We start from the raw sequence: 22,023 nt of genomic DNA, 5'->3' as shown, positions 1-22,023 counted from the left end.
GTTGACCGTCAGGCCGTGCGGCCAGTCGATTCGTCCGACTTCGACTGCAAAAAACCAATCACCTTGCCGCCCAGCGCAATCAGGTCAACCGGATCAAGGGCGTTACATTCGGCCTTTGTCAGTGCTGGCAGGGTAATGCGGGGCAGCACTGTCAGGAGTGAGTCAACATCCGACTGGCACAGATCAGCCAGGCGAACGCCGCGCAGGCTTCCGGCATTCGGCTTAATCAGCTCCACGCTTTTGATTTCGGTTTCGCCGCGCATCAGCGGGGTTTCAAACTCAACAACGTTATCTTTCTTTTCCATGATTATTCTCTGTTCACTGTAGTCAGTTAAAGCCAGCGCCGTGCGCTGGCGTCAGGGTTTATACCAGGCCGAGGTTTTTACGGCGCTGCTCAAGACGGTCAACACCGTTGACCTTCTCCACCATGTTGATGGTGTCGATTTCGATCAGCTCTTTGCCGTTAAAGGTCAGCTTGTAATAGGTGTTTTTGGAGGTGATTTTGGTTTCGGTATCTTCACCCTGTTTGGCTTCGCCAAAATCAAACGACTGATGCTTACCGCGCACCTCAATCTCTACCGCGATTTCCTCGCCGGTATCGTCGCGCTGGTAAGAGCCGGTAAAGCGCAGGGGAATGTCAGACGCGCCCCATTGCGTGAGAACCAGCTCATCAATGCCGCCGATGCTCCATTCAACATCGAGCGCGTCATCTTCCAGGCCGTTATCGATAAAGGCCGCGCCGCTCATGCCGCCTGCGCGGAACGGGTCGAGCTTGCGCGCCAGCTTCGGCAGGGTCACGGCGGTGACGACGCCCTGATAGCTGTTGGCGTTATTAAAAAGGTTCATGCCCTTCAGTTTGCGTGGCAGTGCCATTTATCCGGCTCCTCAGCTGTTTACGGATGCGGCGAAGTTCGCCAGATAGGTGTCGGTGATGCGCTGGCGCAGCGTCAGGTCTTCCAGCGGCGGAACCGGCGTATAGTCGTAATCGATAAAGAGCTTGCCCGCCTTCAGGGTGTCTTTATCGTTGGCGCTTTCGTCATACCAGGCAGATGCACCCAGCAGATAACCGGCGTTAACCAGCTCGCGGAACTTGGCATTAATGCCCGCAATAATTTCCTTAACGAGAACTGGCGTTAGCGGTTTATCAACCGCCCACATATGCGCCTCGGCCATCGTGTCAGCCAGCACCTGCGCGGTGCGGGTGTAGTTCTCAAACTGGAACAGCGGATCGTCACTGCAGGTGCGGTTGCCCCAGAAGCGGAAACCGTCTTTACGGATCAGCGTGGTGACGTCGGCCTCGTTGAGCATGTCGGCGTCGGTTCCGGTCTGCTGCAAATCCCAGAACACTGATGCGGAAATGCCGGTCACGCCGTTAACGCCGACGTTAGACAGGGTTTTATGCCAGCCGGTGTCATTGTCGATTTTGGCGCGCAGGCCCAGCGCGCGGGCAGTGGCATAGGCCGTGTCGGATTTACTGGTCGCGGTGTTCCACGCAAGGAAATCAGGCCAGATAACCATCAATTCACGCTGGCTGAAGTTCTGGCGATACAGGCGGGCTTCGGAAATGGTTTTACATTCCCACGCTGAGACGTAGGCAAAGGCGCGCAGCTGCTGCGCGATGCTGGCAAGCGCGGTCGCCACTGCCAGTGAGTCCAGCCCCGGCACGCCGAGAATGCGCGGCTTAACATCGAGCTGAGTCTGCGCGGCGAGCAGCGCTTTCATACCGGTATACTGGCCGTTTTCATCCGTGCCGCCGATGATATTTGACGTGGTTTCGGCTTCGTCGGCACCTTCAGCCACGCGCACGACGACGGTCACGGGTTTTGACTGATCGGCAATAGCCTGCAGCGCAGCGGCGAGCGTGCCTTCTTTACCTGCTTTGCCGACAGCTGCCTGCACGTTGGTGATAAGTACCGGCGTATTAAGCGGGAAGGTTGCCGCGTCCGCATCCTGCGCAGTGCAGACCATGCCCACGATTGCGGTTGATACGGTTGTAATGGTGCGCGTGCCGTCGTTAACTTCGACTACGCGGACACCATGATGATAATCAGACATCTGATGCACTCCATTTTGTGGGTGTGCTTAGGGTGTCAGGTCAGGTTTAGCAGTGCATCTGATGAGGGTTTGCTGGTCAGTCAGCAGACAGAATTAATAATCTGGCGCTGCCTTTCGGATGCTATGTACCGGAGGAGACTTTTACCTATAATATGAATTATTACGGGTAGGTTCGCTATTCAAACGCTTAGGTAAATTTTTTATTATTCTTTCATAAGATAAAGGAGATGAAGTTGATTTCGTTAAGAAGTGCTTTAAAGATGGAGGTCGTAAAAAATATTTACTTGTGCCTGACTGGTGCAGGAGTTGTTGTTTTTATGTTCTATTGCATGAGAATACAATTCTTCCCCACCGGATTGACGTTATCGGATGCGATTTTTTTCCTGATGGTTATAACATCATTCTCACTCATTTTGGGTTTTTTTATCCTTTGCTGGTATTCAATGTCCGTCATTGTGTCTGCTGCATTTATAAGGATTGCTTTATTTTTTGCCAAAGTAAATAAAAGTTCAAAGGTACTTCACTCCTTTAAAGGAACAAAGAGAATGGCGAGAAGAATGAAAATTTACGAACCCGCTTGGGCGCATGCCATAATATCTGTTATAGCAATCATAGCTTTATTTACAATTGTAAGGTCAAGGCATATCGATGTCTTATCAGTTTTTTTGTCAGTAATTATGACAGCCTCCTTAATGACGATTGTTCCAAGTATTTATTTTGATAAAAGAATAGAGAAGAAGAAAAAAAATAAAATGGCAGCATTAATTTGTGGCATAGCATTTTTTTTATTTTTCTTGCTGTCTGGCATGGCTCCAGTGCTAAGTGATGCTGGCATGACCTTTATAGGAGTGAGAAAGTCAAATATAACTGTAATGTTACAGGGGGATGATTTGAAAATGGCCAGACATTTGACGGCCAATCAGGATCAAAACTACTTTACGGGAGATGCTCTTTTTACTGGGGTAGGTGCTACTTCATTGCTAGTCATTAATAAAAAAAGGGTTATTGTGAAAAATGAAAACCTATCCCTTTCATTTTGATTAGCTAAATATAAAAAGGGGGTTGTATTTACAGATAAAATATTTTTAAGATAGCAAGGTGCAAAAGCTACTTTCTGCACCTTGTCATATTTTAGACAGGACGGTCTGGCCAAGTGACATAAGGTGTGGAAAGTACATCTACACGCTGGATTTTCTGTACATAAGCCATCCATGCCGTCAGTCTTTCCTTATCATCCTCTGAAATAATTCCCAGCAGCAACTGCGCCTGCCAGGCTGCGCTTACGGAGTTAGCTTCTGCAATACGGGTACTTCTTTCTTTCTCAACGGCGATTATCTTTGCTTCACGTTCAGCCTCTGCGTCTTTTACCCATTTCGTGCCATCCCATTTATCCCAGGCGGTGCCGGTTTAAGTAGCGTAGTGTCTGCCGGATAATCGCCCAGCGCGTTAATCAGCATTGCTGCGCCGTCTGCGACTGAATAAACCGTTTTTCCGCGATGATCGGCAACGGCCAGCCAGCTTTCATCACGGTAAAGCATTACGTGCCCGGCCTCAGCATCGGGTGGTGCTGTGATACATGCGTTAGCAGGCAGGCCGACACCCTGCGCCAGAAACTCATTGCTTGAGCCGGTAAACTCACCGGTTACCGCATCAAAATTATATATAGTCAGTGTGCCGGCCGACTTAGCCAGGCCATTTTTATCAAGCGTTACCTTGGCCATTATGCAGCCCTCACGATGTAGTTAAACGCGACGTTACGCGGGCGCGTTGTAATCCATGCAGAACCGCCCTGTATGCCAGACTGCAATTGAGTAGCCTGAATTGAATTGTCACTGAGTACCGCGCCCAAAACACCGTTATCAGGTGCTTTCGCATCTCCGGGCTGAATCTTTGTGACTGAATCAGGCTGGTTAAATGCCGTGCCTATAGTTGCGCCTGATGTTGTTGCATCAATACCGGGGTAATCCACCGCTGCCGTTCGCAGGCCAGTTGATAACTGCGCGGAACCCAAAGCGCGGCCTGTATCCACGCCTCGCCCGTCATCCCAGCCACGAATAAACTCACCACGTAGATCATTCAACTTCAGTACCGGATAAACCAGCGCCAGTTTTGGGTATAGCGTGCCGCTAAAACTCGCCCCGTTACTTTTCAGAAAGACCATGCCCGCCATTGAGGGAAAAAGTTCATTAGGCATTTTTGCGTGAGGCCATGGGAAAGGTGAACCGATAACGGGCGCACCTTCTCCTAAACCGAGGTTTTTGAGAAGGTCTGCAATCAGCCCGGCGTCCTTGATTTCTGCCAGGGCATTTGCGATCTGCAGGTACTGGCTGTGTGGATTATCAGCGTCAGTATGCTTTTTCATTACGCTGTCAGCGTATGCTTTCACCTCGATCACAGCGTCATCAACATACTTGCGCGTCGCCAGCACGACTGACGGATCAATTTTCAGCGTCACTGCCGTCGTGCTGTTCACGATTAAAATCATGCGCACGGTCTGCGTCCGGCCGCTGCCTTCAGCCAGTTGCGGCTTATAGGTTTCCGGGCAGTTAGCAACGGCAATCAGTACGCCGTCGGCATCATACAGGCCGATTTCGCGGATCCAGAAACCGCCCTCATTCTCTGGGATAATCTGCTCGGCGATAATCTGGCTGCTGTTTGCCGCGTCAACGGTCAGGGAATTAAGCTGCGCGCGACGCTTCTCGCCGATGAGCTTAGTCTGCGCCGCGTCAGGCGTCGGCAGCGTGCCGCCACCATCGCCGACACCCATAGAGGCGATGTTCACTTTCGTGCCGAGTGCGGCGGCGTTCGCCAGCTTAGCCGCGCCCTGATTGGTCAGCAGGGCAAAATATTTTGTCGTCATGCGCTCACTTCCGTCAGGTCAATAAGATGCACCGCCGCGCCAGAATAGACCGGCCCGACGACGCTGATAAGTTCAGGGGTGTAAGGGTAAACAGTCAGCTCGTCGCCGCTGTAGCTGGCAACGGCGACCGGCAGAGTGCCGTTAGCATCGAGATTAATAGACAGGCCGATAAGGTGACGGCTGCAGGGCTTGGCGTCAGCTATCAGGCGCTCCAGCTCGTTATACATTTCCTCGGTAATGCCGGTATCCAGTACGCCCACGTCCAGCCGGAACGTGCCTGGCGATTCGTTGGTTTTCCACCACTCAATTATCTTGATGAGATAGCCCAGCGGCTCAACGACGCGGCGGATTGCCCCGATAGTGCCCTTGTGCCGGTGCACGTACTGCGAGGCGGCAACAACGGCTCGCTTTGTCGATTCAGGCCAGGCTGAATCCCAGCGGTCAACTGACCACGCCCACGCCAGATAGGGCAAAAGCTCCACCGGGCATGTGTACGGATTCCATAACTGGCGCAGCGGCACGCTCATCGCGCCTGGACTTGCCAGCGCCTCGGCAGCAGCAATCTCAAGGGGTGTCGAGCCGGTCGGCAGCAGGCGCTCACTCATCCGAGCCTCCCACAGTCAGCGTGTAGCCTGTGCAGTAAGCGGCCTGTGTTTTATCAAGTACCACATCTGCAGCAGGCTTAATCAGATTGACGCGCTGCACGCCCTCAACGTGCATAGCGGCATACAGCGCAGACAGGCGAATGTCGCGGCCGAGGCGCTTCTGCGCGCTGACAAAGGCTGCGAGCTTTGCCTCTGAGGCGGCGCGGATTGGCTCCGCTTCCGGCCCCGGATAGAGGTACAGCTCGGCCACGATTTCGTATTCCACAATCTTTGCTGACTGCACGCTCACCCGGTCGGCAACCGGGCGCACGTCCTCATCATTGAGCGCTGTATTCACCACGGCCAGCAGATCATCACCGGCCACGCCGTTGCCCTCACGCGCGAGCACTGTCACCGTGACCACTGAAGGCGACGGGCTGATGGCTGATGCATCGGCTACCCGGCCGTCAGCACTTCTGGCATGGTACTCATAAGCGCCGGTTGGCCCGGCCACGCTCAGCCCTTCAAAGGCGGAGGCGATGCGCAGCCGGAAATCATCGTTACTTTCCATCACTGCGGGGGTTGGCGGAATGGTTGTATCGTCGGCCGGGGTAATGATCAGGCGGGGTACGCCATTGTTTACGCCGAGCTGGTCAAGGTCGCCGTCCAGCGCATACGCAACCATGACGGCCTTTGCCGCCTCGTTGATGCGCTGGCGCAGGATCAGCTCACGATAGGCATTTTCCTGCAGCAGCTTAACGATAGGTTCTGACTCCAGCGTCAGCGTGCGGGCGACGGCGTCCTGCTGGTCAGCAGGGTAAAGGGAAATCAGCGTAGCCTTTCGCTCGGCCAGCAGGGTTTCATAGTCCAGCGACTCCACCACATCTGGCGCGGGCAACTGGCTCAGGTCGATAGTTGCCATAGTCTCAGCTCACAGGAACGGTTAAGGAAAAAGGCTGCGCGTTGTCGGTGCGGTTGCCGGACAGCTCAACCACCATTGCGCCGTTGATATCCGACTCAAAGCTGATGGCAGTCAACTTTACGCGCGGCTCCCATTTCAGGATCGCCATATAGCAGGCCGACATAATCTGCAGGCGCAGCGCCTCGTTTTGCGGCTGGTCAATCAGGGCGGATAAAAGCGAACCATACTGGCGACGCATCACTCTGGTGCCGACAGGGGTCAGCAGAATGTCACGCACGGATTGCCGGATGTGATCGAGGTCGGTCAGCGTGCCGCCTGTTTCCCGGCTCATGCCGATATATTTTGTGGTCGTCATTGTGGGCCATCCGTTCTGCTACCACCGCGCTGCACGCCGCCATGATCGTGGTCATCCACGACGACACCGTTAGAACTCAACTTGCCACCGCTATGCGTAACGTTGCCTTTCATCGTTGCGCCCTTTGTGACTTCCAGTTGCGCAGTTTTGAGCAGCGTTGTGCATTCTACTTCTGGCGAGTCGAACAGGATTTTTACCGCCGCTTTGATGGTTGCTGTCTGTATGCCGGTTGCGTTCAGCGCGCCGGTTTCCGGCTCGTACTCGATCACCGCGCCGTCAGGAAATGACCAGTGCAGCGCATCGGCCGAGGCAGACGGAGCCGGGTTGTCATCGGAGAAAATACCCGGCAGCACAAAGCCGGTATCGAGTTCGCCGCCGAGGCACAGAACAAGCACCTGCTCACCCACTGACGGCGCATTCCAGGAGCGGGTTTTACCCGCGCGGGCGCTCAGCCAGTGGAGCCAGTTGGTTGTGTTTTTTCCTGTATCGACACGGCATAGCCCGCCGTCAAGATTGACGGCAGACACGGTTCCGATGCGGATTAAGTTGCGCAGCAGGCGCTGGATTTCTGCGATTTGTTCGTTCATGCCGTAAGAGTGCTTTCTTACGGCTGAAGAGGCAAAGATTAGGAGTTTGTTCAGAGAACAGCAAACAAAGTGAATTAATCCTTGATGGGGAAACTGTCAGGATGATTTGGTCGGCGGATTTGTCCCGTATTAATAAGGTGATTAATATCGTTTATGGCTTCAAGGTTGTTTGCTATAAATGCCTTTTGCTGTGATTCGCTCAAAGCTTTAGATCTATTAATAAATGATATCAGTTCATCGACATAACTAATAACAGTATCGAAAGACAGTAAGCTCTGTGCAGCTTTCTTTTCTGCTTCTAATGATTTTATTTTAAGAAGCATTTCATCTTTTTTTAATCTGTCGTTTTCGTTTCCATCATTTAAGGTTGAAATCGCTTCGCTTTCTTTATCAGATAAAAAATCATAATAAAGCAAGAATCTTTGTTGTAGCCGAGATGATAAATCGTAAGATGCTGTTCGAATCCAAGGCTTTTTGATGGCTGTTAACTCACTTTCTTTAATCCCCATACCTTTTAATTGCTCTTCAATGGTCATGACATATTCCATCATATCTTTTGACGGAGTGGCAGAACCAACCCTCCCTGACTTTGCAGCAGTTGCTAAGGCAATTTCGGAAATTGGCAGTGAGATTTTCTTTAGCTTCTCCAAGACTTTTTCGGCATCATTAATGGTGCTAATCAGCTTAGCTTCTAGCCCTAGCATTTTTATTGATTCTAGTTGAAATTGACTTAGAAGCATTAGAGCCAAGCCAGTGATTATAACTACGCTGCCGCCCGCTACATTTCCAAAGAGGCATGCAACAACACCCAGTGAGATGAATATTAATCCAAAATACAGAGTTACTGTTTTTATTTTATTACTTTCCATTAATGTGCCTCCTTTAAATATTAACTAAGTAATTTAACACGGCAGCTTCGATTATATCTAAATCTTTTTCGCTTATCCCGAGCAGGGGGCGGGCTTCATACTGCACTTCTTTGCCTTTACGCGATGGCCGGTCGCGCAGGCCGAAATGATGCACGCGGGCCATGCGCTGCACGTTGCCCGCAAACTCGATCACGGCTTCATTCGGGCTGGCCTGCGTCTTCATGTACTTAGCGGTGCGCAGCTTTGCAAACATCTCGCGCTTTATGCGGCCCTTTTTGCTGCGCACCGGCTGCGTTTTACGGGCTTTAAAGGGCGTGCCGTCAGGTGCCTGCTGGCGCTTGATGTTCTGATGCTGACTCGCGCGCAGCTTGCGCCCAATGCTGCGCGCCATTTCTTTGCGCGCCGGGGCTGACAGGCTGCTGATAAGCGCCTCCATGCGGTCATTTACAAGCTGCAACTCGCTCATGTCTGCAACTCGCTAACCAGCTCGCCGTGAACATAAAGCTGCACAGGTCGGGCGTCATTCTCCGGCAGCGGGTTCTCGCCGACGTGGGTCACGTGCAGCCCGTCGTCGGCCTGCTTCACGATCACGCGCTCGCTCAGCTGCAGCTCAATGCTGATATCGCTGGCCGTGTCGCTGATAACATCCGCCTGAAAGGTAAAGCCCGTCCGGCGCTTTTCCTCGGTTGCCATAATGTCGGGTTCATTCGTTCGCAGCCAGGCAAGCAGCGGCACGATCAGCAGGTCGATGTTACCGGCGTAGTCGGTAATGACCATGTTAAGCCGGTACTGGTATTCAAACGACAGCGAGCTGGCAAGCGTCGAGACGATGCGCCCGCTGTCGATAAACACGTTCAGTGCGTCAGGGTTTCGCTGCAGCTCCGGCACGCTGTCGGTCAGCGCCTGGCGCAGTTGTTGTGGTTTCAGCATCGTGTTGTTCCTGGCAGTCTTTGATTATTTCGACCTGTAGCCCGCAGGCGGCGAGTGCGGCCTCAAGCTGACGATTGTCAGCCGCCAGATCGCCAGCAGTTTTAAGGCTGTTTCCCGGCACCGGGCAGCTTGTCACGCGCGGACACCCAATCCAGATAATCTCTGGCGCTGGCGAAGGCCGGGCGGGCGTGCAGCCGGATAACATCGTCAGGCAAAGCAGCAGCAGACCAGTCACGCAGTATCGGATTTGCATCGGTTTCTCTCTGTATGGTCATTTCACGGTTAAGCGCGGCCGTGCTGGCGCGCCCCTGCATCAGCCGCAGCTCGGCCTCACGCTTCTGGCTGGCCCTCACATCGGCATCCAGCCGGGCTATTGCCCTGTCGCGGCTCTCGATACCGGCTGACAGCGTGCCGATAATGCGCTGTGCGCTGGTCAGATCGTCTTTGGCTTCTTTCCACTGCCAGCCGGTTACGCCCAGCGCCAGCAGAGCCACGGCCAGAAGCAGAGCTATCAGGCGCGTCATGACACACCCCGCAGGCAGTAGGCTGTCTCATTTGCGCGGCGGTTTTCCAGCCCGCGATTTTTTACGCCCTTAACAAACACCCAGCGCCGCAGCTCGTTACAGGCATCAAGCCAGTGCTGCAGCCGGATATACCGGGCAAAGGTCGAGCTGCAGGCCGCGCGCACGCCGACGTTAAAGGCGAATGACACGGCCGTGTCATAGACCGGCTGTGGCATATCGCTGCGCATACAGGCATCGATCCCGCGCTCGACGCGCATCACGTCATACACAAGATTGACCGCCGCCTGTCGCTCGCTGATCTGGCTTTGCGGAGTTACGCCCTCTGTGTGACCAATGCCGTTAGTCCAGACTCCGGCGCTGCACTGATAGGGCGAGGTGCGGCACCCCTCGGCGTTGGCGATAAGCGCAAGTCCGGCCTCGGACGTTTTCAGGGTTTTGAACTGTGGCAGCAGCGCGGCAATTGCCAGCACGGCCACCACGGCGCAGCGTTTAACGGTCTGGCTCAAGGCTCACCCCCCGCAGGCGCTGCAGCTCGTAGGTTTTACGGCGGTAATGCCAGTTGATAAAGAACGTCGCCACGTTAGTAATGAGCGTGATAACGGCCACGCCGGAACCGACCATAAAGGCGATATCCTGTGGCGTATGACGGCCGAACCACATCAGGATGAGGCCAATCAGGTAGTTGATCACAGAGCTGATTTTTTCCATTTTTAGTCCCACAGGTTGACGGTTTCACCTGCTGAAGATTCAGGCAGATCAGGCAGCGTCACCTCGCAGCCGTGTGGCAGCACCGGCCCGCTTTCGGCGAGGCCCGGATTAGCCGCATAAACCAGCTCGACGGCCTGACCGGTTCGCCCGTAATAGCGCTGACAGATTTCATCAACGGTATCGCCCTGTTGCGCGTAAATGTTCATCAGAGCAGATCCACAATGCAGCCAGGCTTACCGGCGATGCGGCTGATACTGAATCGCGCGTCGCGCCAGTACTCGTCGGCGCTCGCCTCGATTTCGTCCGCCTTTTTCGTGCCGCTGGCGTCATAGCCGCGATAACGCTCAACGATGGTGGCGGCGGTCAGCGCACTGACGGCGGCAAGGTAGGCCGTAATCTTTTCGCTCTCGCCGTCCAGCGATTCCGCAGGCACGTCGGCCAGCGCCTTAAAGCCCGCCGCAATCTGCACGGCGCGCCAGTCGTACAGCTCGGCGTTTACCTCTGAAATCGCCGTTTTCACGGCAAGGCGCAGGCGCTGCGCCGTGACCGTTCCCTCATAGCGCAGCGAATCGCGCAGCTGCTGCAGGTCAACGTCAGGCCAGAAAAACGTATTCTTTACTGGCGGCTCGGCAGCGTCTGCCGGTCGCGGGGCGGGGATAACAAATGTGTTATTCATAATCGGCCTTTGAAATAGGTGGGCGGTGGAGGACGGCGCAGACACTGAAAGTGCGTTGCCGTCCTGCCGCCCGTGCGCGGGGTCGCGTTCGGTCAGCGGCTGGCGATGGCCTGTTTTTTCATCGCCGTTCCCAGCCGCTCAATGTCTTTTTTGACGCCGCAGCCGTCGTGCAGCTGATGCGCCCTTACAAGGTGGGTCATCGCCTCCGAAGCCCTGCCCGCATCGCGAAGCACATACCCGGTTATCTTGTGCAGCTTGGCGCGCACCTGATCGGGCATGTCTTCAGATTCCGTCATCGCAATGGTTGTCAGCAGCGGGTCAACATCGACCGGCGCTTTTGCCGTCCAGGCGCGCGTTGCCGCGCTGGCGACTTCCTCGGCCAGCAGATAGGGCAGGCTGGCGCGCTTGAAGCCGTCAGGCGACACAAGACCATGCGTCAGCGCGTACCGGGCAATCTCCAGCGCGCCGGGCACGTCGCCCGCATCGAGCCGCCAGATCATGACGGTCATCAGCACGGCATCCTGTGCGCCTTTGCCTTTCTCCAGCACGCCGGACACCCACGGCAGGTACTCAGGCAACAGCTGACGCTTCATTTCCGCCTTGCGCTCGTTAGAGTGCACTTTCTTCAGGCGGCGCTTGTCGTCGTTGAGCTTGATGAGCATCTGCTCATAGCCGCTGGCGTGGCGCAGCGGGTTGTCGGCACTCTGCGAGGCTTCGATAGCCTGCTGGCGCATGCGGTGACGTCGGGCAGGGCTTAACATGCGTTACGCCTCCGGGGTTTCTGCTGCCGCGCTGAACTCACCGACTTCGATGTTTTCAACCAGGCAACCGGCCGCGTAATCCTCGATCACGTAGTCCTCGTTGATGGACTCATAGTTCTCGATGCGGTCGCGCTTCGGCACTTCATCAATCAGGCGGCGGTGCGTGCCTTCCTGAAAGTAAATTGACAGGTTATCCAGACGGGTGATCATCAGCGCGTTAGCCGGGAAGTACGGCACGCGGATAGCTGGCAGGTTGCCGATGCGTTTCTGGCTGACGATGAGGTCGGCTGCCAGCTGCTCGGTATTGGCCTGCGACTGGTTGACGATCGGGAAATATTTGTCAGCCAGCAGCTGGCGGCCGCAGATCACAACCAGCTCAGGGTCTTCCTGATACCACGGTTCGATCAGGGTGTTGGTGGCATCCATAACCAGCGCGTCAAGGTTGGCATAGTCGCCACTTTTACCGATGCGGATTTTCGCAGACACCACGGCACCGGCTTCGTCGGTGATTTTGCTCAGCACGCGCTCCGGCGCATCGTTGCGGTACTTCTGCAGCCAGCCAACGGCCACGTCCTGCAGCATCGGGAACTTCGCACGGTCAGAGGTTTTGGCGCGGGTCACGCCGTTGAAGCCGATCATGATGCGGTCAAGCGCCTGGCGCTTCACGATGGCGTCACGCAGGCGGGCCTGGAAATCTTCATATCGCGCCCACAGGTCGAGGGTGTTATATCGGATGTGAAAGTCGTAGTTGACCTGTACACACTCATAACCCCGCTTATCCAGCGCGGCAAAGTCAGCGGTTTCGCGCTCGTCGCCGCCTGCCGTGTCGGTCACGCTGGCAATTGAGCCGGACACGCCGATCCCGATTTTCTCGCCCTTCATTTCGGACACCGGCACGATGTTGACGCGGGTCAGGAAGTCGGAAGACTCCTGCACGCGGTTCATCAGGGTCTGCGTGACCGTCGGCTCAACGGTAAACTTTTTGTTCATGTCGTCGGTTTCGACGCCGTTCAGCTCGGCGAGGCGGGACATGAACTGGTTAAACTTGAAGCGGGTATTCTTACGCATTGGCGTTCCTGTTTATATCTTTGTTGGGTTTTAACGTTCAGGCAACGCCTGATTAGCAGTCGGTCTGCGCGCCGGACTTCGGATCGCTGCCGGTTGCCGCCGGGCGGCGGGTAAAGCTGCCGTCGGTCTGCGAAAGCTGGCCCTGCAGCGCAGCGAAAGCGGCGCGGTCTTCCCCGGCCTGCTGCTCGATAGCCTCCAGACGTGCGGTGACGGATTGCTCCAGCGCCGACAGCTCCTGCGTCTGGCTCTCCGCGTTCAGCTGTACCTGCTCAGCGACGGCCGTTACCGCCGCGCTGACGTCGGCGAACTGCTCGCCACTTGCCTTTTTCTGGCCGGTAAACATGGCGGTGATACGCGTCAGAAGGGGCGGCGACGGCTCGGCCACTTCTTCAAACTCAATGACAGTTTCTTCAGCGGCGCTGAAAAGGTTGTCTTTATGCTGCTTGCGGGATTCCAGCGGGTTAACGGTCGCCGAGGCGCTGAAGCTCAGGATTTCCGTGCCGAGGCTGGCAGGATTGTCGGTAACAGCCAGGCCGATCAGATATGCCTCACCGGTATCCGCGAACTTGGGGTTGTACTGAATTGACGTATAAATTTTCTGGCGTGCCTTTGTCATAGCAACCAGCTCATCTGTTGGATCGATATCCCCGAGCAGCGCCAGCTTGCCTTTTAGCGGCCCGTCAGCAATTTCTTCAGCTGACAGCGCCACCACGTCACCAAAACGGCGAAACGGGCTGTCAGGCGTGATGCCTTTGATGTGCTCAAGGTCAATTCGCGCCCCGTACATCGTCGGGTCATAGTTTTTCGCCATTTGCGCGATGTGCTCACGCGGAATTGCGCGGCCGTCTGTAGTTGCGCCTTCAACTGCGATACGAAAACGCTTTGATTTGATTGCTGCCATTAATCAGGCTCCGGTCAGATGTTGGGTTGGTTCGGGGCCAGTTTCCCCGTCGCCACACAATCCCTCAACGAATGCCAGCCCGCTGATGCATCAGCAAACAGGGACAGCAGGCGCGCTATTTTCGGCACCGGTAGCCTTGCCGGTATGAACATGACACCGACAACCATCATCAGCGATCCGCGCCGTCAGGCCGCGCTGCTTTACTGGCAGGGTTATTCCGTGCGCCAGATTGCGGAGACGCTCGGACAGAAAACGCCAACCGTGCAGAGCTGGAAGCTGCGCGACGCGTGGGACAACGTCGCGCCCATCAGTCGCGTTGAATCCAGTATGGAAGCCCGGCTGATTCAGCTCATTATGAAAGAGGTAAAGGGCAATGGTGATTACAAAGAGATAGACGCGCTCGGCCGTCAGATTGAGCGCCTTGCCCGCGTTGAGCGCTACCGCAGCAGCGGCAACGAGGCCGACTTAAACCCCAACGTGCGCAACCGCAACAAAGGCGAGCGCCAGCCGGTTGTTAAAAATGAGTTCAGCGAGGAACAGGTAGACAAGCTGACCGGCGTGTTTATGGATAACTGCTTTGAGTATCAGCTCAACTGGCATAAAGCCGGGCTGACTCACCGCATCCGCAATATACTGAAGTCGCGCCAGATTGGTGCAACGTTCTACTTTGCCCGCGAGGCGCTGATCGATGCGCTGACCACCGGCCGTAATCAGATTTTTCTTTCAGCCAGCAAAGCGCAGGCGCACGTCTTTAAAAACTACATCATCGACTTTGCCCGCCAGGCTGACGTTGACCTGAAAGGCGATCCCATCGTGCTGCCGAACGGCGCACGCCTGATATTTCTCGGCACGAACGTGCGTACCGCGCAGAGCTACACCGGCAACCTCTATCTGGACGAATATTTCTGGATCCCGAAATTTCAGGAGCTGCGCAAAGTTGCCAGCGGCATGTCGCTGCACAAGAAATGGCGCACCACCTACTTTTCCACGCCGTCGGCCCTGTCACACAGCGCTTATCCGTTCTGGTCAGGCGAGCTGTTTAACAAGGGGCGGCGCAGCAAAGATGATCGCATCGAGATAGACCTGTCGCACTCGCACCTGGCGAAAGGCGCGCTGTGCGGCGACGGGCAGTGGCGGCAGATTGTGACTGTTGAGGATGCGCTGACCGGCGGCTGCAACCTGTTCGACATTGACCAGCTGCAGCTTGAATACAGCCCGGCGGAATATCAGAACCTACTGATGTGTGAGTTTGTCGACGACGCCGCGAGCGTGTTCCCGTTTGCCGAGCTGCAGAGCTGCATGATCGACAGCCTGGAAGAGTGGGAAGATTTTAACCCGTACCTGCCGCGCCCGTTTGCATACCGGCCGGTCTGGATCGGCTATGACCCGTCGCACACCGGCGACAGCGCAGGCTGTGCGGTTATCGCGCCGCCGCTCGTAGCGGGCGGAAAGTTCCGCGTGCTGGAGCGTCACCAGTGGCGGGGCATGGACTTTGCCGCGCAGGCGAAATCTATCGAGGACTTAACCAAAAAATACACCGTCGAATATATCGGCGTGGATGCAACCGGCATCGGTCAGGGTGTTTTCCAGCTGGTACGCCAGTTTTACCCAGCCGCACGGGAAATCAAATACTCACCGGAAGTGAAAACCGCAATGGTGCTGAAGGCAAAAGACACCATCAGCAGCGGGCGGCTTGAGTATGACGCCGGGGCGACGGATATCACGCAGTCGTTTATGGCTATCCGTAAAACCATGACGGCCAGCGGCAACCGCTCAACCTATGAGGCGAGCCGCAGCGAAGAGGCCAGCCATGCTGACGTCGCCTGGGCCATCATGCACGCACTGTTAAACGAACCGCTTACCGCAGCCAGCGGCGGCGCTAATCCCTCAATTCTGGAATTTTACTGATGAGCAAACGCAGAGGCCGCAAGGCTCACACCGCCACCGCGCAGCCTGTACAGGCAACCGCACCGCAGCAGCACGCCGAGGCGTTTACCTTTGGCGATCCGACACCGGTCATGGATAAGCGCGACATTCTGGATTACGCCGAGTGCATCGGTAACGGGCGCTGGTTTGAGCCGCCGGTCAGCTTTAGCGGGCTGGCTAAGAGCCTGCGCTCGGCCGTGCATCACAGCTCGCCGATTTACGTGAAGCGCAACATTCTGGCCTCAACGTTTATTCCACATCCGATGATGAGTCAGCAGGAGTTCAGTAAGTTTGCACTGGATTATCTGGTCTTCGGCAACGCCTTTGCCGAGCTGCGCCGCAACGGCCTGGGCAGGCCGCTGCGCCTTGAAACCACCCCGGCCAAATTCACCCGCAGGGGCGTGAAGGATGGCGCTTACTGGTTTGTAAATGACTGGAAAGAGCCGCATGAATTTTCGGCCGGCAGCGTGTTTCACCTGCTGGAGCCGGATATTAATCAGGAGCTTTACGGCCTGCCGGAATACCTCAGCGCGCTCAACTCCGCCTGGCTGAATGAGGCGGCTACGCTGTTCCGCCGCAAGTATTATCAGAACGGCGCGCACGCCGGTTACATCCTGTACATGACCGACGCGGCGCAGAGCAGCAGCGACGTTGACCGGATGCGCCAGGCGATGCGCGACACGAAAGGGATCGGCAACTTCCGTAACCTGTTTATGTACGCACCGAACGGTAAGCCGGACGGCATCAAGATTTTGCCGCTTAGCGAGGTGGCGACGAAAGACGATTTCTTTAATATCAAGAAGGCCAGCCGCGATGACCTGTTAAGCGCGCACCGCGTGCCACCGCAGATGATGGGGATTATCCCGGACAACTCCGGCGGGTTCGGCGACGCGGTGAAAGCGTCTCAGGTATTTGTTCGTAACGAGCTGACACCATTACAGGAACGAATGAAAGAATTAAATGAATGGGTGGGGCAAGAAGTAATTTCGTTCACACCTTACGAGCTTCCATAAAATAAAGCCAAAGGAATTGTTTTTCCTTTGGCAGCCATTAATGTCAATCGTAATTCAACTCACCAAAAAGACCTATCATTAAATCCTCATCAATTACATCAAAAGGGAGCTCTAAATATTCACTAGGGTGTCTAGGCTTGGCCTTTCCATCATGGGGAGCATTTTTTGTATGGCCTTGAACTTTGTCTCCATTTTCCTTAACGTAAGGGAAAACAACTATTCTTCCATGATTTTTAGAAAGTATAGTACCCTCATGCCAAAGTGTTTCTGCACTTTTATTCGATTCAGTATTGTTGGATGCTTTGACTATCCAGCCTATACCTCCCTCCTCCTCATACCAAAAAACATAGCTTCCAGCCATTAATGCTTTTTGCCCTCTTAGTTTCGCCTCAGAGAGCATTCTCTTAACACTAGCAAGTTGCAGTAGTTCGTTCGCTCTTGGTAAAAGCATTATTCTGATTTCAGACTTAACTTTTCCCCAGTGGTCTTTTCCTGAGAATCCAAATGCACTAGCGATCTTCTCTCTGTAAGCAACTTGAGTTGCTTTCTCTCTGTATGCATACATACCTTGCCAATGATTCTCATGAGATGAATGAGAAGATTTACCCAAAACTACCCGACTGTTTTTTAAATGCGCAACTTTTATTAAGGGGTTCTGATTGATTTCTTCCATCAACTCATTAAGCACTCCTTCATGCGGCATCCTTGCATAGTATTCTGATAATTTTATTTCTTCTCTTGATGGTCTAGGTATTTCAGAAGTTATTTTTATAGCCTCATTGAGCATTAATTTTTCTTCCTTCTGCAGGCGAGACTTGGCTTTAATAGCCTTTTCTGCTTTAATATATAGCGAGTTTTTTACTTCATTAACTTCATCAGAATTTGCAATTGCGACTTGTAGTTCAAGGTTTAAAGACTCAGCCCTTTCTTTAGCCTCATCAAAATCGCTAAAGCAAATTATTCTTTTGAACCCATCGACCACATCGATTCTTTTTCTCCATTGGAATGGGCCGCTATGCTCACTTCGATATTCGTGTAAAACCCAGTCTCCGAAAAAGTGGCGGAATGTTGGGTAAACTGCGATTACTATTGCATATGGGTATTCTTCATCTTTCATATTTACCTTCCTTGTTATCTAATTGAATGAAATAGAGTTTTTATTGAAAAACAATTATTTTGCGAAAATAATATTGGGCGGATTTAGCTTGGTCTTTTTAATATCCCATTTAGTATGGCAAAAGTAAATTCTGTTCTTACCTCATGCCTAAACTGATGACGCGGGTGCGTCATTACAAACCAATGCCACTACGCTATAAAATCGATGGAAGAAGATTCACAGGAAATCTGCGCCTAATGTAATGCGCTTAAGAGTGTCCCTCTCACTAAAACTCCCAATGATTTCTCTTAGCCAAATCACACCCAGCCTGACATGCTCTGACGCGTTTTCCTGCATTTACGCTCCCCCCTTCCTGACGTTTGCTACAATGATGTGCGCCTCCACCCGACAGGCGCAGCCTGCACATACATGTTTGTCCCCCCGCGCGCAATGCTATCCCCGCCACGCCTGCCCGCTTTATGCATCGCTTTTCATGCAGGTGCATGTGTTACCTCTGAACGCGCCAGCACCGGCCTCACACACGCTTAGCGATCCAATTTGGATCATGCGGATTCATGCAAGCATATGCACTTTGATGCAGAAGCAAAAAGCCACCTGAAAGGTGGCTAGTGAACGGTAGGGAAGGGGCAATTAATCATTCAGCCTGGCGGTATATGGCAGCTTCGAAAACAGATGTGTCGATTGTCCCTGCCATGTCGCTGATCATCGACAGTGCCATTTTTAATTCATCTTCTTTGCAGTGTGCGATCAGTGATACGTCAGCAATGAACTGGATGCGTGCAACCGTCTCGCTTAGATTATCTATGTCCATCAAATGATTAACTCCTTCTAGTCAAAATATACTGTATGTATAAACAGTATCATGGCGTTTTGGAATCGTAAAGAATCGTGCGGCTCAGATTAGTCCGACTGCCGTTTTATTAATCAGGCACAGGTATGCCGCTTTTTTTCGCAAGAGCATTAAATCTTTTTAAGGGAGCAGGATTCTTGTTCCGTCTATGGAACAGATAGCCGCTTGTACCGCTCCAGTAAGAAAGCTCTCCAACCCTGATTGTATAGCCTTTCATCATGCGCACAGCTTCGCCGTCGGACAGTGTTAACCTAGAGATCTCGAAGAAACTCTTTTTCAACGCCTCCCGTTCTGTGCAATGACTCACTTCAGGTGGGTATCTGTCCGGCTCAGGTTGCTGCTGCGCTGGATTTTCTCTTAATCGCTTAATAATCCTTCTTCGCTCGGCGCGAGTAGGGGGCTTTGTGAAATCGATAGCTGCTTCAGAGCCTGTTGGCTCCGTACAGTTATTGACAGAACTCCGAGAGGACGCGGACGCGTCCTTAAATTCAAAACCCAAATCAACGGCACGTTTCGGAACAATCTTCCACTGCATCAGGCGGGTTAAGATCGGCGTGTCGTCGCCAACTTCAGTTGCATAAATGCCCTTAATACGCACGGTTTCCTCGCCGTACTCATTCACGTCTTCGCTTGCCTGATACCATGTGCGCACGGCCAGCTCGTCACGGCGCACGAACGGGCCACCCTGCGCGTTAACGTATCCTGCCCAGTCTCCCGCATCAGCTGCGTCATGCGCGGCCGCAAACTCGACGCTAAGTCCGTGCGCGGTTTCGCTGTCAGCCATGCGGCGCAGTTCGCGGTAAACCGTGACCGGCGCGCCGCCCACAAACTGGAATTGCCGGATATGCCAGCGTGCCGCCCAAGCGGAAACAGCCGAGGCGGTTTCTTTCAGATCTTTGCCGCTCTCGTCGTCTGTCTCGCCATCCAGCGCATAACCATCGATATTTTTGGAAATGTATTTAGCTACGTAACCCGTTGCGCTGCCTTTCTCCGGGTCGATAGCCTCGGCGTGAAAGCGGGCCTTACGGGCCTTGTCAGTTGTGAGCTCGCTGCCGTCTTCCTGCCAGGCGTAATCGCGCACAATCTCGCGCACGCGCTCAGCCTGCTCCGGGCGCATAAACATGAGCATGTGCCAGTGCGGGGTCGCATCATGATGAGGCTCAGCAACGCGGATCCCGAAGATGCGGATTTCTTCGCGGTGCAGCTTGGCGCGGATTTTCTGCCAGACACTGCAGAGATAACGCTGCGTGTCGGCCGGGTTGGCACCGTTCCATTTGCGGTTACGATGCCCGGTTTTAATTGTGGCGTGATAGCGCGCCGGGGCGGTTAGCGTGTAGAACTCGCCTATAAAGCCCATTTCATTGCAGATGTTTTCAAAGCCACGAATACGGGTCATCAGCTCGCAGCGTCGAATCGCCGGATTGGCCACGCTGCCGTCGTATTTCTCGATCAGGTTGATGCGGTTGCCTTCTTCGTCTTCCAGCTCCATTCCCTTCAAAAATTCACGGGTGCGGCGCTTCTGCTCGCGCCACTCTGAAACGGTCATGCTGCTGGCGTAGGGGGTGTGCTTTTTACTGACGTTAGTCAGGGCAATCTGAAGATGTTCACGCCATGATGCGGCCACGCGGCGCAGTCGGCCTTTCCACCATTTTTCCGTCTGCATACGCATGATCGCCGGGATAACTTCCTCCGGGTCAAACAGCCGTGACGTGACTTTATCCCATAATGGCGGCGTCTGGTTCAGCTCGCGGGTGATGGTGGCGGCGGTCATATAAACGCGGTGCGTGTATTTGTAATCTGACTCGTCGCTGGCCTGCGCGTGTGCCTGTACCAGCTCGGCGAGGATGAAATTAGCGACATCCCCGGCCAGTACATCGACGTCGGCGCGCGCCATGTCAGGCAGTCGGTTGAAGCGGCGCATTAGATTGAAAAGCTGACCACCTGCTACAGCCGTGTTTTCACGCTCAGTTGCGTTACCCCCGAGTAAATTTAATGTGCTCCCCTTCATTACGCCGACCCGATATTGAGCGTTAACGGTTTCAACGCGTGGCAATGTGCGCTCAACAAATGTTTTGGTTAAGTACGCATTGGCGCGGGCTGTTCCCTGTGTCTTTTCAAGATCACTAACGCGGCGTTTAACGTCGAGCTGTATCACCGTCGGCTGCTTTTCAAGTAGCTCCTGCGCACGCACTAAAGCCGCAATCGTCTGACTGCGGCTGTGCATTTCCTCATAGGTGGGGTACGGGCTGGCGAGGGCTTCCCGTGGAGCATTCCACGGGTAAGCAAATTCCTCATGCATCAGGCATTACCCTGCCGGTGTTTATTGCGATGTTCTTCATTTTCCTGACAGGAAACACAGCGAGTTACACCCAGATACGCGCGCCGGCGCTTTTCAGGAATTGGGGCATCACAGTCTTCACAAAATGAGGCGCTTATCGCAGGCGCGCGATTGATGATGTTGGCGATATTGCGAGCCAGCATTTCGTCAGTGCGCTGCTGTACAATGTCCATTGAGTCAGCCATTAGTGTGCCTCCTCAATCTGTGCCTGGATTTTTTCCGCTTCCTGACTAAGTAGCTCTGCTGCTTCGACACAGGTTAATTCTTCCCGGCGAATTTTCGAGGCCAGGATGTTAAGGCGAAATATCATGAGGTCAGCACGACCGCGGCGTTCTTCACGACGCGCATCATTTAGCATCATATCGAGTTCGATATAGGAACCAGGCTTAGTGGTACCAGATAATTTATTAAGCATGTGATTTTCCTTTATTGAGGCAAAGTGAATCCCGGCGGGTTTACGCCAATTAATTGCTTTGGTTATTTAGTTTGAAAGAGTCATTCGTTTGGGAAACAAACTTACAACAGCTTTCAGGTGGTTCATTGCGCGAATCAGTGCGTTTCTTTCATCAGTAGTGAGATCAGTAAAATCGGCTGAGTGTCGGTCTTTACCAATATTAGCTAGGAAGAAAATGGCACTTAAAGCACGTTTGTTATCCTGATAATTGCTGTCAGTGACATCGCGCATTTCAGTAATAAAACGGGCTACATCTTTTTCGCAATTACTACCCATCAGTTGAGCCCGAAGCAGAGCAACATGATTCAGCGCGGCAACACGTTGACCGGTTGTCAGTTTGACCAGCATGGAATCGCCTTCGATAGCCAAGATTTGCCCCTCTTAGGTAATGCTTGTGCTTTTACTTCTGAAGTTGACGGCGTTACTGGATTCCAGCGCTTACCGTTTTCTCCCATGATCCAGCCGTGTCCATATGACATGGACGGGCTTTGGCGTGTGAGCCTTGCAGCCAGTGAGATCATGATC

The 22,023-nt window shown here is 53.8% G+C and carries 31 protein-coding genes and 1 pseudogene; 3 read left to right on the top strand and 29 right to left on the bottom strand.

Features of this window, described 5'->3' with window-relative positions:
• Positions 1–8: 8 nt before the first annotated feature.
• The 3 genes from AFL22_RS00595 to AFL22_RS00585 are packed head-to-tail and all read right to left on the bottom strand — an operon-like array spanning position 9 to position 2,055.
• Positions 9–305, bottom strand: coding sequence for a phage tail assembly protein (locus tag AFL22_RS00595; RefSeq protein ID WP_052270574.1), 297 nt, complete (start codon positions 303–305; stop codon positions 9–11).
• Positions 306–363: 58 nt separating this feature from the next.
• Positions 364–873 carry a phage major tail tube protein gene (locus AFL22_RS00590; RefSeq protein ID WP_010246672.1) on the bottom strand — a complete coding sequence of 170 codons (510 nt, stop codon included), beginning with the start codon at positions 871–873 and terminating at the stop codon, positions 364–366.
• A gap of 12 nt (positions 874–885) precedes the next feature.
• Entirely contained in the window at positions 886–2,055 is a 1,170-nt protein-coding gene (locus AFL22_RS00585) for a phage tail sheath protein (protein WP_052270573.1), read from the bottom strand.
• Between the two features lie 227 nt (positions 2,056–2,282).
• Here AFL22_RS00585 and AFL22_RS00580 point away from each other — a divergent pair, with 227 nt between their 5' ends.
• The gene (locus AFL22_RS00580) at positions 2,283–3,095 is read left to right on the top strand and encodes a hypothetical protein (protein WP_052270572.1); all 813 of its coding nucleotides are present in this window, start codon (positions 2,283–2,285) and stop codon (positions 3,093–3,095) included.
• A gap of 91 nt (positions 3,096–3,186) precedes the next feature.
• Here the strand turns inward: AFL22_RS00580 and AFL22_RS24705 are convergent.
• The 19 genes and pseudogenes from AFL22_RS24705 to AFL22_RS00495 form a co-directional block, all read right to left on the bottom strand.
• Positions 3,187–3,396: pseudogene (locus AFL22_RS24705) on the bottom strand (tail fiber assembly protein); the annotation flags it as partial.
• A 23-nt stretch (positions 3,397–3,419) separates the two neighbouring features.
• Positions 3,420–3,776 (bottom strand): hypothetical protein, encoded by a 357-nt coding sequence (locus AFL22_RS24700; RefSeq protein ID WP_347230929.1) that lies wholly within the window; start codon positions 3,774–3,776, stop codon positions 3,420–3,422.
• Entirely contained in the window at positions 3,776–4,915 is a 1,140-nt protein-coding gene (locus AFL22_RS00570; protein WP_052270571.1) for a phage tail protein, read from the bottom strand. The genes AFL22_RS24700 and AFL22_RS00570 overlap by 1 nt, the downstream gene beginning before the upstream one ends.
• Positions 4,912–5,520, bottom strand: coding sequence for a phage tail protein I (locus tag AFL22_RS00565; RefSeq protein ID WP_052270570.1), 609 nt, complete (start codon positions 5,518–5,520; stop codon positions 4,912–4,914). Before AFL22_RS00565 ends, AFL22_RS00570 begins: the two co-directional genes overlap by 4 nt.
• Positions 5,513–6,421, bottom strand: a complete 909-nt coding sequence (locus tag AFL22_RS00560; protein WP_052270569.1) for a baseplate assembly protein — start codon at positions 6,419–6,421, stop codon at positions 5,513–5,515. The genes AFL22_RS00565 and AFL22_RS00560 overlap by 8 nt, the downstream gene beginning before the upstream one ends.
• 4 nt (positions 6,422–6,425) lie before the next feature.
• A complete protein-coding gene (locus AFL22_RS00555) occupies positions 6,426–6,776 on the bottom strand; it encodes a GPW/gp25 family protein (RefSeq protein WP_052270568.1) in 351 nt (116 codons plus the stop codon).
• A complete protein-coding gene (locus AFL22_RS00550) occupies positions 6,773–7,363 on the bottom strand; it encodes a phage baseplate assembly protein V (protein ID WP_052270567.1) in 591 nt (196 codons plus the stop codon). Before AFL22_RS00550 ends, AFL22_RS00555 begins: the two co-directional genes overlap by 4 nt.
• A 74-nt stretch (positions 7,364–7,437) precedes the next feature.
• The gene (locus AFL22_RS00545) at positions 7,438–8,232 is read right to left on the bottom strand and encodes a hypothetical protein (protein WP_052270566.1); all 795 of its coding nucleotides are present in this window, start codon (positions 8,230–8,232) and stop codon (positions 7,438–7,440) included.
• A gap of 13 nt (positions 8,233–8,245) precedes the next feature.
• Positions 8,246–8,698 carry a phage virion morphogenesis protein gene (locus AFL22_RS00540; protein ID WP_052270565.1) on the bottom strand — a complete coding sequence of 151 codons (453 nt, stop codon included), beginning with the start codon at positions 8,696–8,698 and terminating at the stop codon, positions 8,246–8,248.
• Complete coding sequence (locus AFL22_RS00535; RefSeq protein ID WP_052270564.1) at positions 8,695–9,162, bottom strand: phage tail protein; 468 nt, start codon at positions 9,160–9,162, stop codon at positions 8,695–8,697. The genes AFL22_RS00540 and AFL22_RS00535 overlap by 4 nt, the downstream gene beginning before the upstream one ends.
• Positions 9,095–9,367, bottom strand: coding sequence for an Rz1-like lysis system protein LysC (gene lysC, locus AFL22_RS24340; protein WP_232526490.1), 273 nt, complete (start codon positions 9,365–9,367; stop codon positions 9,095–9,097). The genes AFL22_RS00535 and lysC overlap by 68 nt, the downstream gene beginning before the upstream one ends.
• Complete coding sequence (lysB, locus tag AFL22_RS00530; RefSeq protein ID WP_052270563.1) at positions 9,264–9,686, bottom strand: Rz-like lysis system protein LysB; 423 nt, start codon at positions 9,684–9,686, stop codon at positions 9,264–9,266. Before lysB ends, lysC begins: the two co-directional genes overlap by 104 nt.
• Positions 9,683–10,192, bottom strand: coding sequence for a lysozyme (locus AFL22_RS00525; protein ID WP_052270562.1), 510 nt, complete (start codon positions 10,190–10,192; stop codon positions 9,683–9,685). The genes lysB and AFL22_RS00525 overlap by 4 nt, the downstream gene beginning before the upstream one ends.
• Positions 10,176–10,394 (bottom strand): HP1 family phage holin, encoded by a 219-nt coding sequence (locus AFL22_RS00520; RefSeq protein ID WP_010255079.1) that lies wholly within the window; start codon positions 10,392–10,394, stop codon positions 10,176–10,178. The genes AFL22_RS00525 and AFL22_RS00520 overlap by 17 nt, the downstream gene beginning before the upstream one ends.
• A gap of 2 nt (positions 10,395–10,396) precedes the next feature.
• Positions 10,397–10,600: a tail protein X gene (locus AFL22_RS00515; RefSeq protein ID WP_052270561.1), complete on the bottom strand. Its 204-nt coding sequence runs from the start codon at positions 10,598–10,600 to the stop codon at positions 10,397–10,399.
• Positions 10,600–11,070, bottom strand: coding sequence for a head completion/stabilization protein (locus tag AFL22_RS00510; protein ID WP_052270560.1), 471 nt, complete (start codon positions 11,068–11,070; stop codon positions 10,600–10,602). The genes AFL22_RS00515 and AFL22_RS00510 overlap by 1 nt, the downstream gene beginning before the upstream one ends.
• 92 nt (positions 11,071–11,162) lie before the next feature.
• Positions 11,163–11,831 carry a terminase endonuclease subunit gene (locus AFL22_RS00505; protein WP_052270559.1) on the bottom strand — a complete coding sequence of 223 codons (669 nt, stop codon included), beginning with the start codon at positions 11,829–11,831 and terminating at the stop codon, positions 11,163–11,165.
• Between the two features lie 3 nt (positions 11,832–11,834).
• Complete coding sequence (locus tag AFL22_RS00500; protein ID WP_052270558.1) at positions 11,835–12,899, bottom strand: phage major capsid protein, P2 family; 1,065 nt, start codon at positions 12,897–12,899, stop codon at positions 11,835–11,837.
• Between the two features lie 52 nt (positions 12,900–12,951).
• Positions 12,952–13,800 carry a GPO family capsid scaffolding protein gene (locus AFL22_RS00495; RefSeq protein ID WP_052270557.1) on the bottom strand — a complete coding sequence of 283 codons (849 nt, stop codon included), beginning with the start codon at positions 13,798–13,800 and terminating at the stop codon, positions 12,952–12,954.
• A gap of 144 nt (positions 13,801–13,944) precedes the next feature.
• Here AFL22_RS00495 and AFL22_RS00490 point away from each other — a divergent pair, with 144 nt between their 5' ends.
• Complete coding sequence (locus AFL22_RS00490; protein WP_052270556.1) at positions 13,945–15,708, top strand: terminase ATPase subunit family protein; 1,764 nt, start codon at positions 13,945–13,947, stop codon at positions 15,706–15,708.
• Positions 15,708–16,739 (top strand): phage portal protein, encoded by a 1,032-nt coding sequence (locus AFL22_RS00485; protein ID WP_052270555.1) that lies wholly within the window; start codon positions 15,708–15,710, stop codon positions 16,737–16,739. The genes AFL22_RS00490 and AFL22_RS00485 overlap by 1 nt, the downstream gene beginning before the upstream one ends.
• 43 nt (positions 16,740–16,782) lie before the next feature.
• Here AFL22_RS00485 and AFL22_RS00480 read toward each other — a convergent pair whose 3' ends face one another.
• The 7 genes from AFL22_RS00480 to AFL22_RS22990 all read right to left on the bottom strand — a co-directional run bounded on the left by AFL22_RS00480 (position 16,783) and on the right by AFL22_RS22990 (position 22,019).
• Positions 16,783–17,856 (bottom strand): hypothetical protein, encoded by a 1,074-nt coding sequence (locus AFL22_RS00480; protein ID WP_052270554.1) that lies wholly within the window; start codon positions 17,854–17,856, stop codon positions 16,783–16,785.
• Positions 17,857–18,490: 634 nt separating this feature from the next.
• Complete coding sequence (locus AFL22_RS24190) at positions 18,491–18,667, bottom strand: hypothetical protein (protein ID WP_052270553.1); 177 nt, start codon at positions 18,665–18,667, stop codon at positions 18,491–18,493.
• A gap of 109 nt (positions 18,668–18,776) precedes the next feature.
• A complete protein-coding gene (locus tag AFL22_RS00470) occupies positions 18,777–21,005 on the bottom strand; it encodes a replication endonuclease (protein WP_052270552.1) in 2,229 nt (742 codons plus the stop codon).
• A complete protein-coding gene (locus AFL22_RS00465) occupies positions 21,005–21,229 on the bottom strand; it encodes a TraR/DksA family transcriptional regulator (protein WP_052270551.1) in 225 nt (74 codons plus the stop codon). The genes AFL22_RS00470 and AFL22_RS00465 overlap by 1 nt, the downstream gene beginning before the upstream one ends.
• A complete protein-coding gene (locus tag AFL22_RS00460) occupies positions 21,229–21,459 on the bottom strand; it encodes a DUF2732 family protein (RefSeq protein WP_052270550.1) in 231 nt (76 codons plus the stop codon). The genes AFL22_RS00465 and AFL22_RS00460 overlap by 1 nt, the downstream gene beginning before the upstream one ends.
• Positions 21,460–21,525: 66 nt before the next feature.
• Positions 21,526–21,867, bottom strand: a complete 342-nt coding sequence (locus AFL22_RS00455; protein ID WP_052270549.1) for a DUF5347 family protein — start codon at positions 21,865–21,867, stop codon at positions 21,526–21,528.
• On the bottom strand, positions 21,831–22,019 hold the full coding sequence (locus AFL22_RS22990) for a phage filamentation protein Fil family protein (RefSeq protein ID WP_072123790.1): 189 nt from the start codon (positions 22,017–22,019) through the stop codon (positions 21,831–21,833). Before AFL22_RS22990 ends, AFL22_RS00455 begins: the two co-directional genes overlap by 37 nt.
• Positions 22,020–22,023: the final 4 nt, after the last annotated feature.

The sequence above is a fragment of the Pantoea sp. CFSAN033090 genome, assembly GCF_001264395.1.
Taxonomy (GTDB): domain Bacteria; phylum Pseudomonadota; class Gammaproteobacteria; order Enterobacterales; family Enterobacteriaceae; genus Pantoea; species Pantoea agglomerans.
Note: the sequence above shows the minus strand (reverse complement) of the source record. Positions and strands in the feature narration are given on the sequence as shown.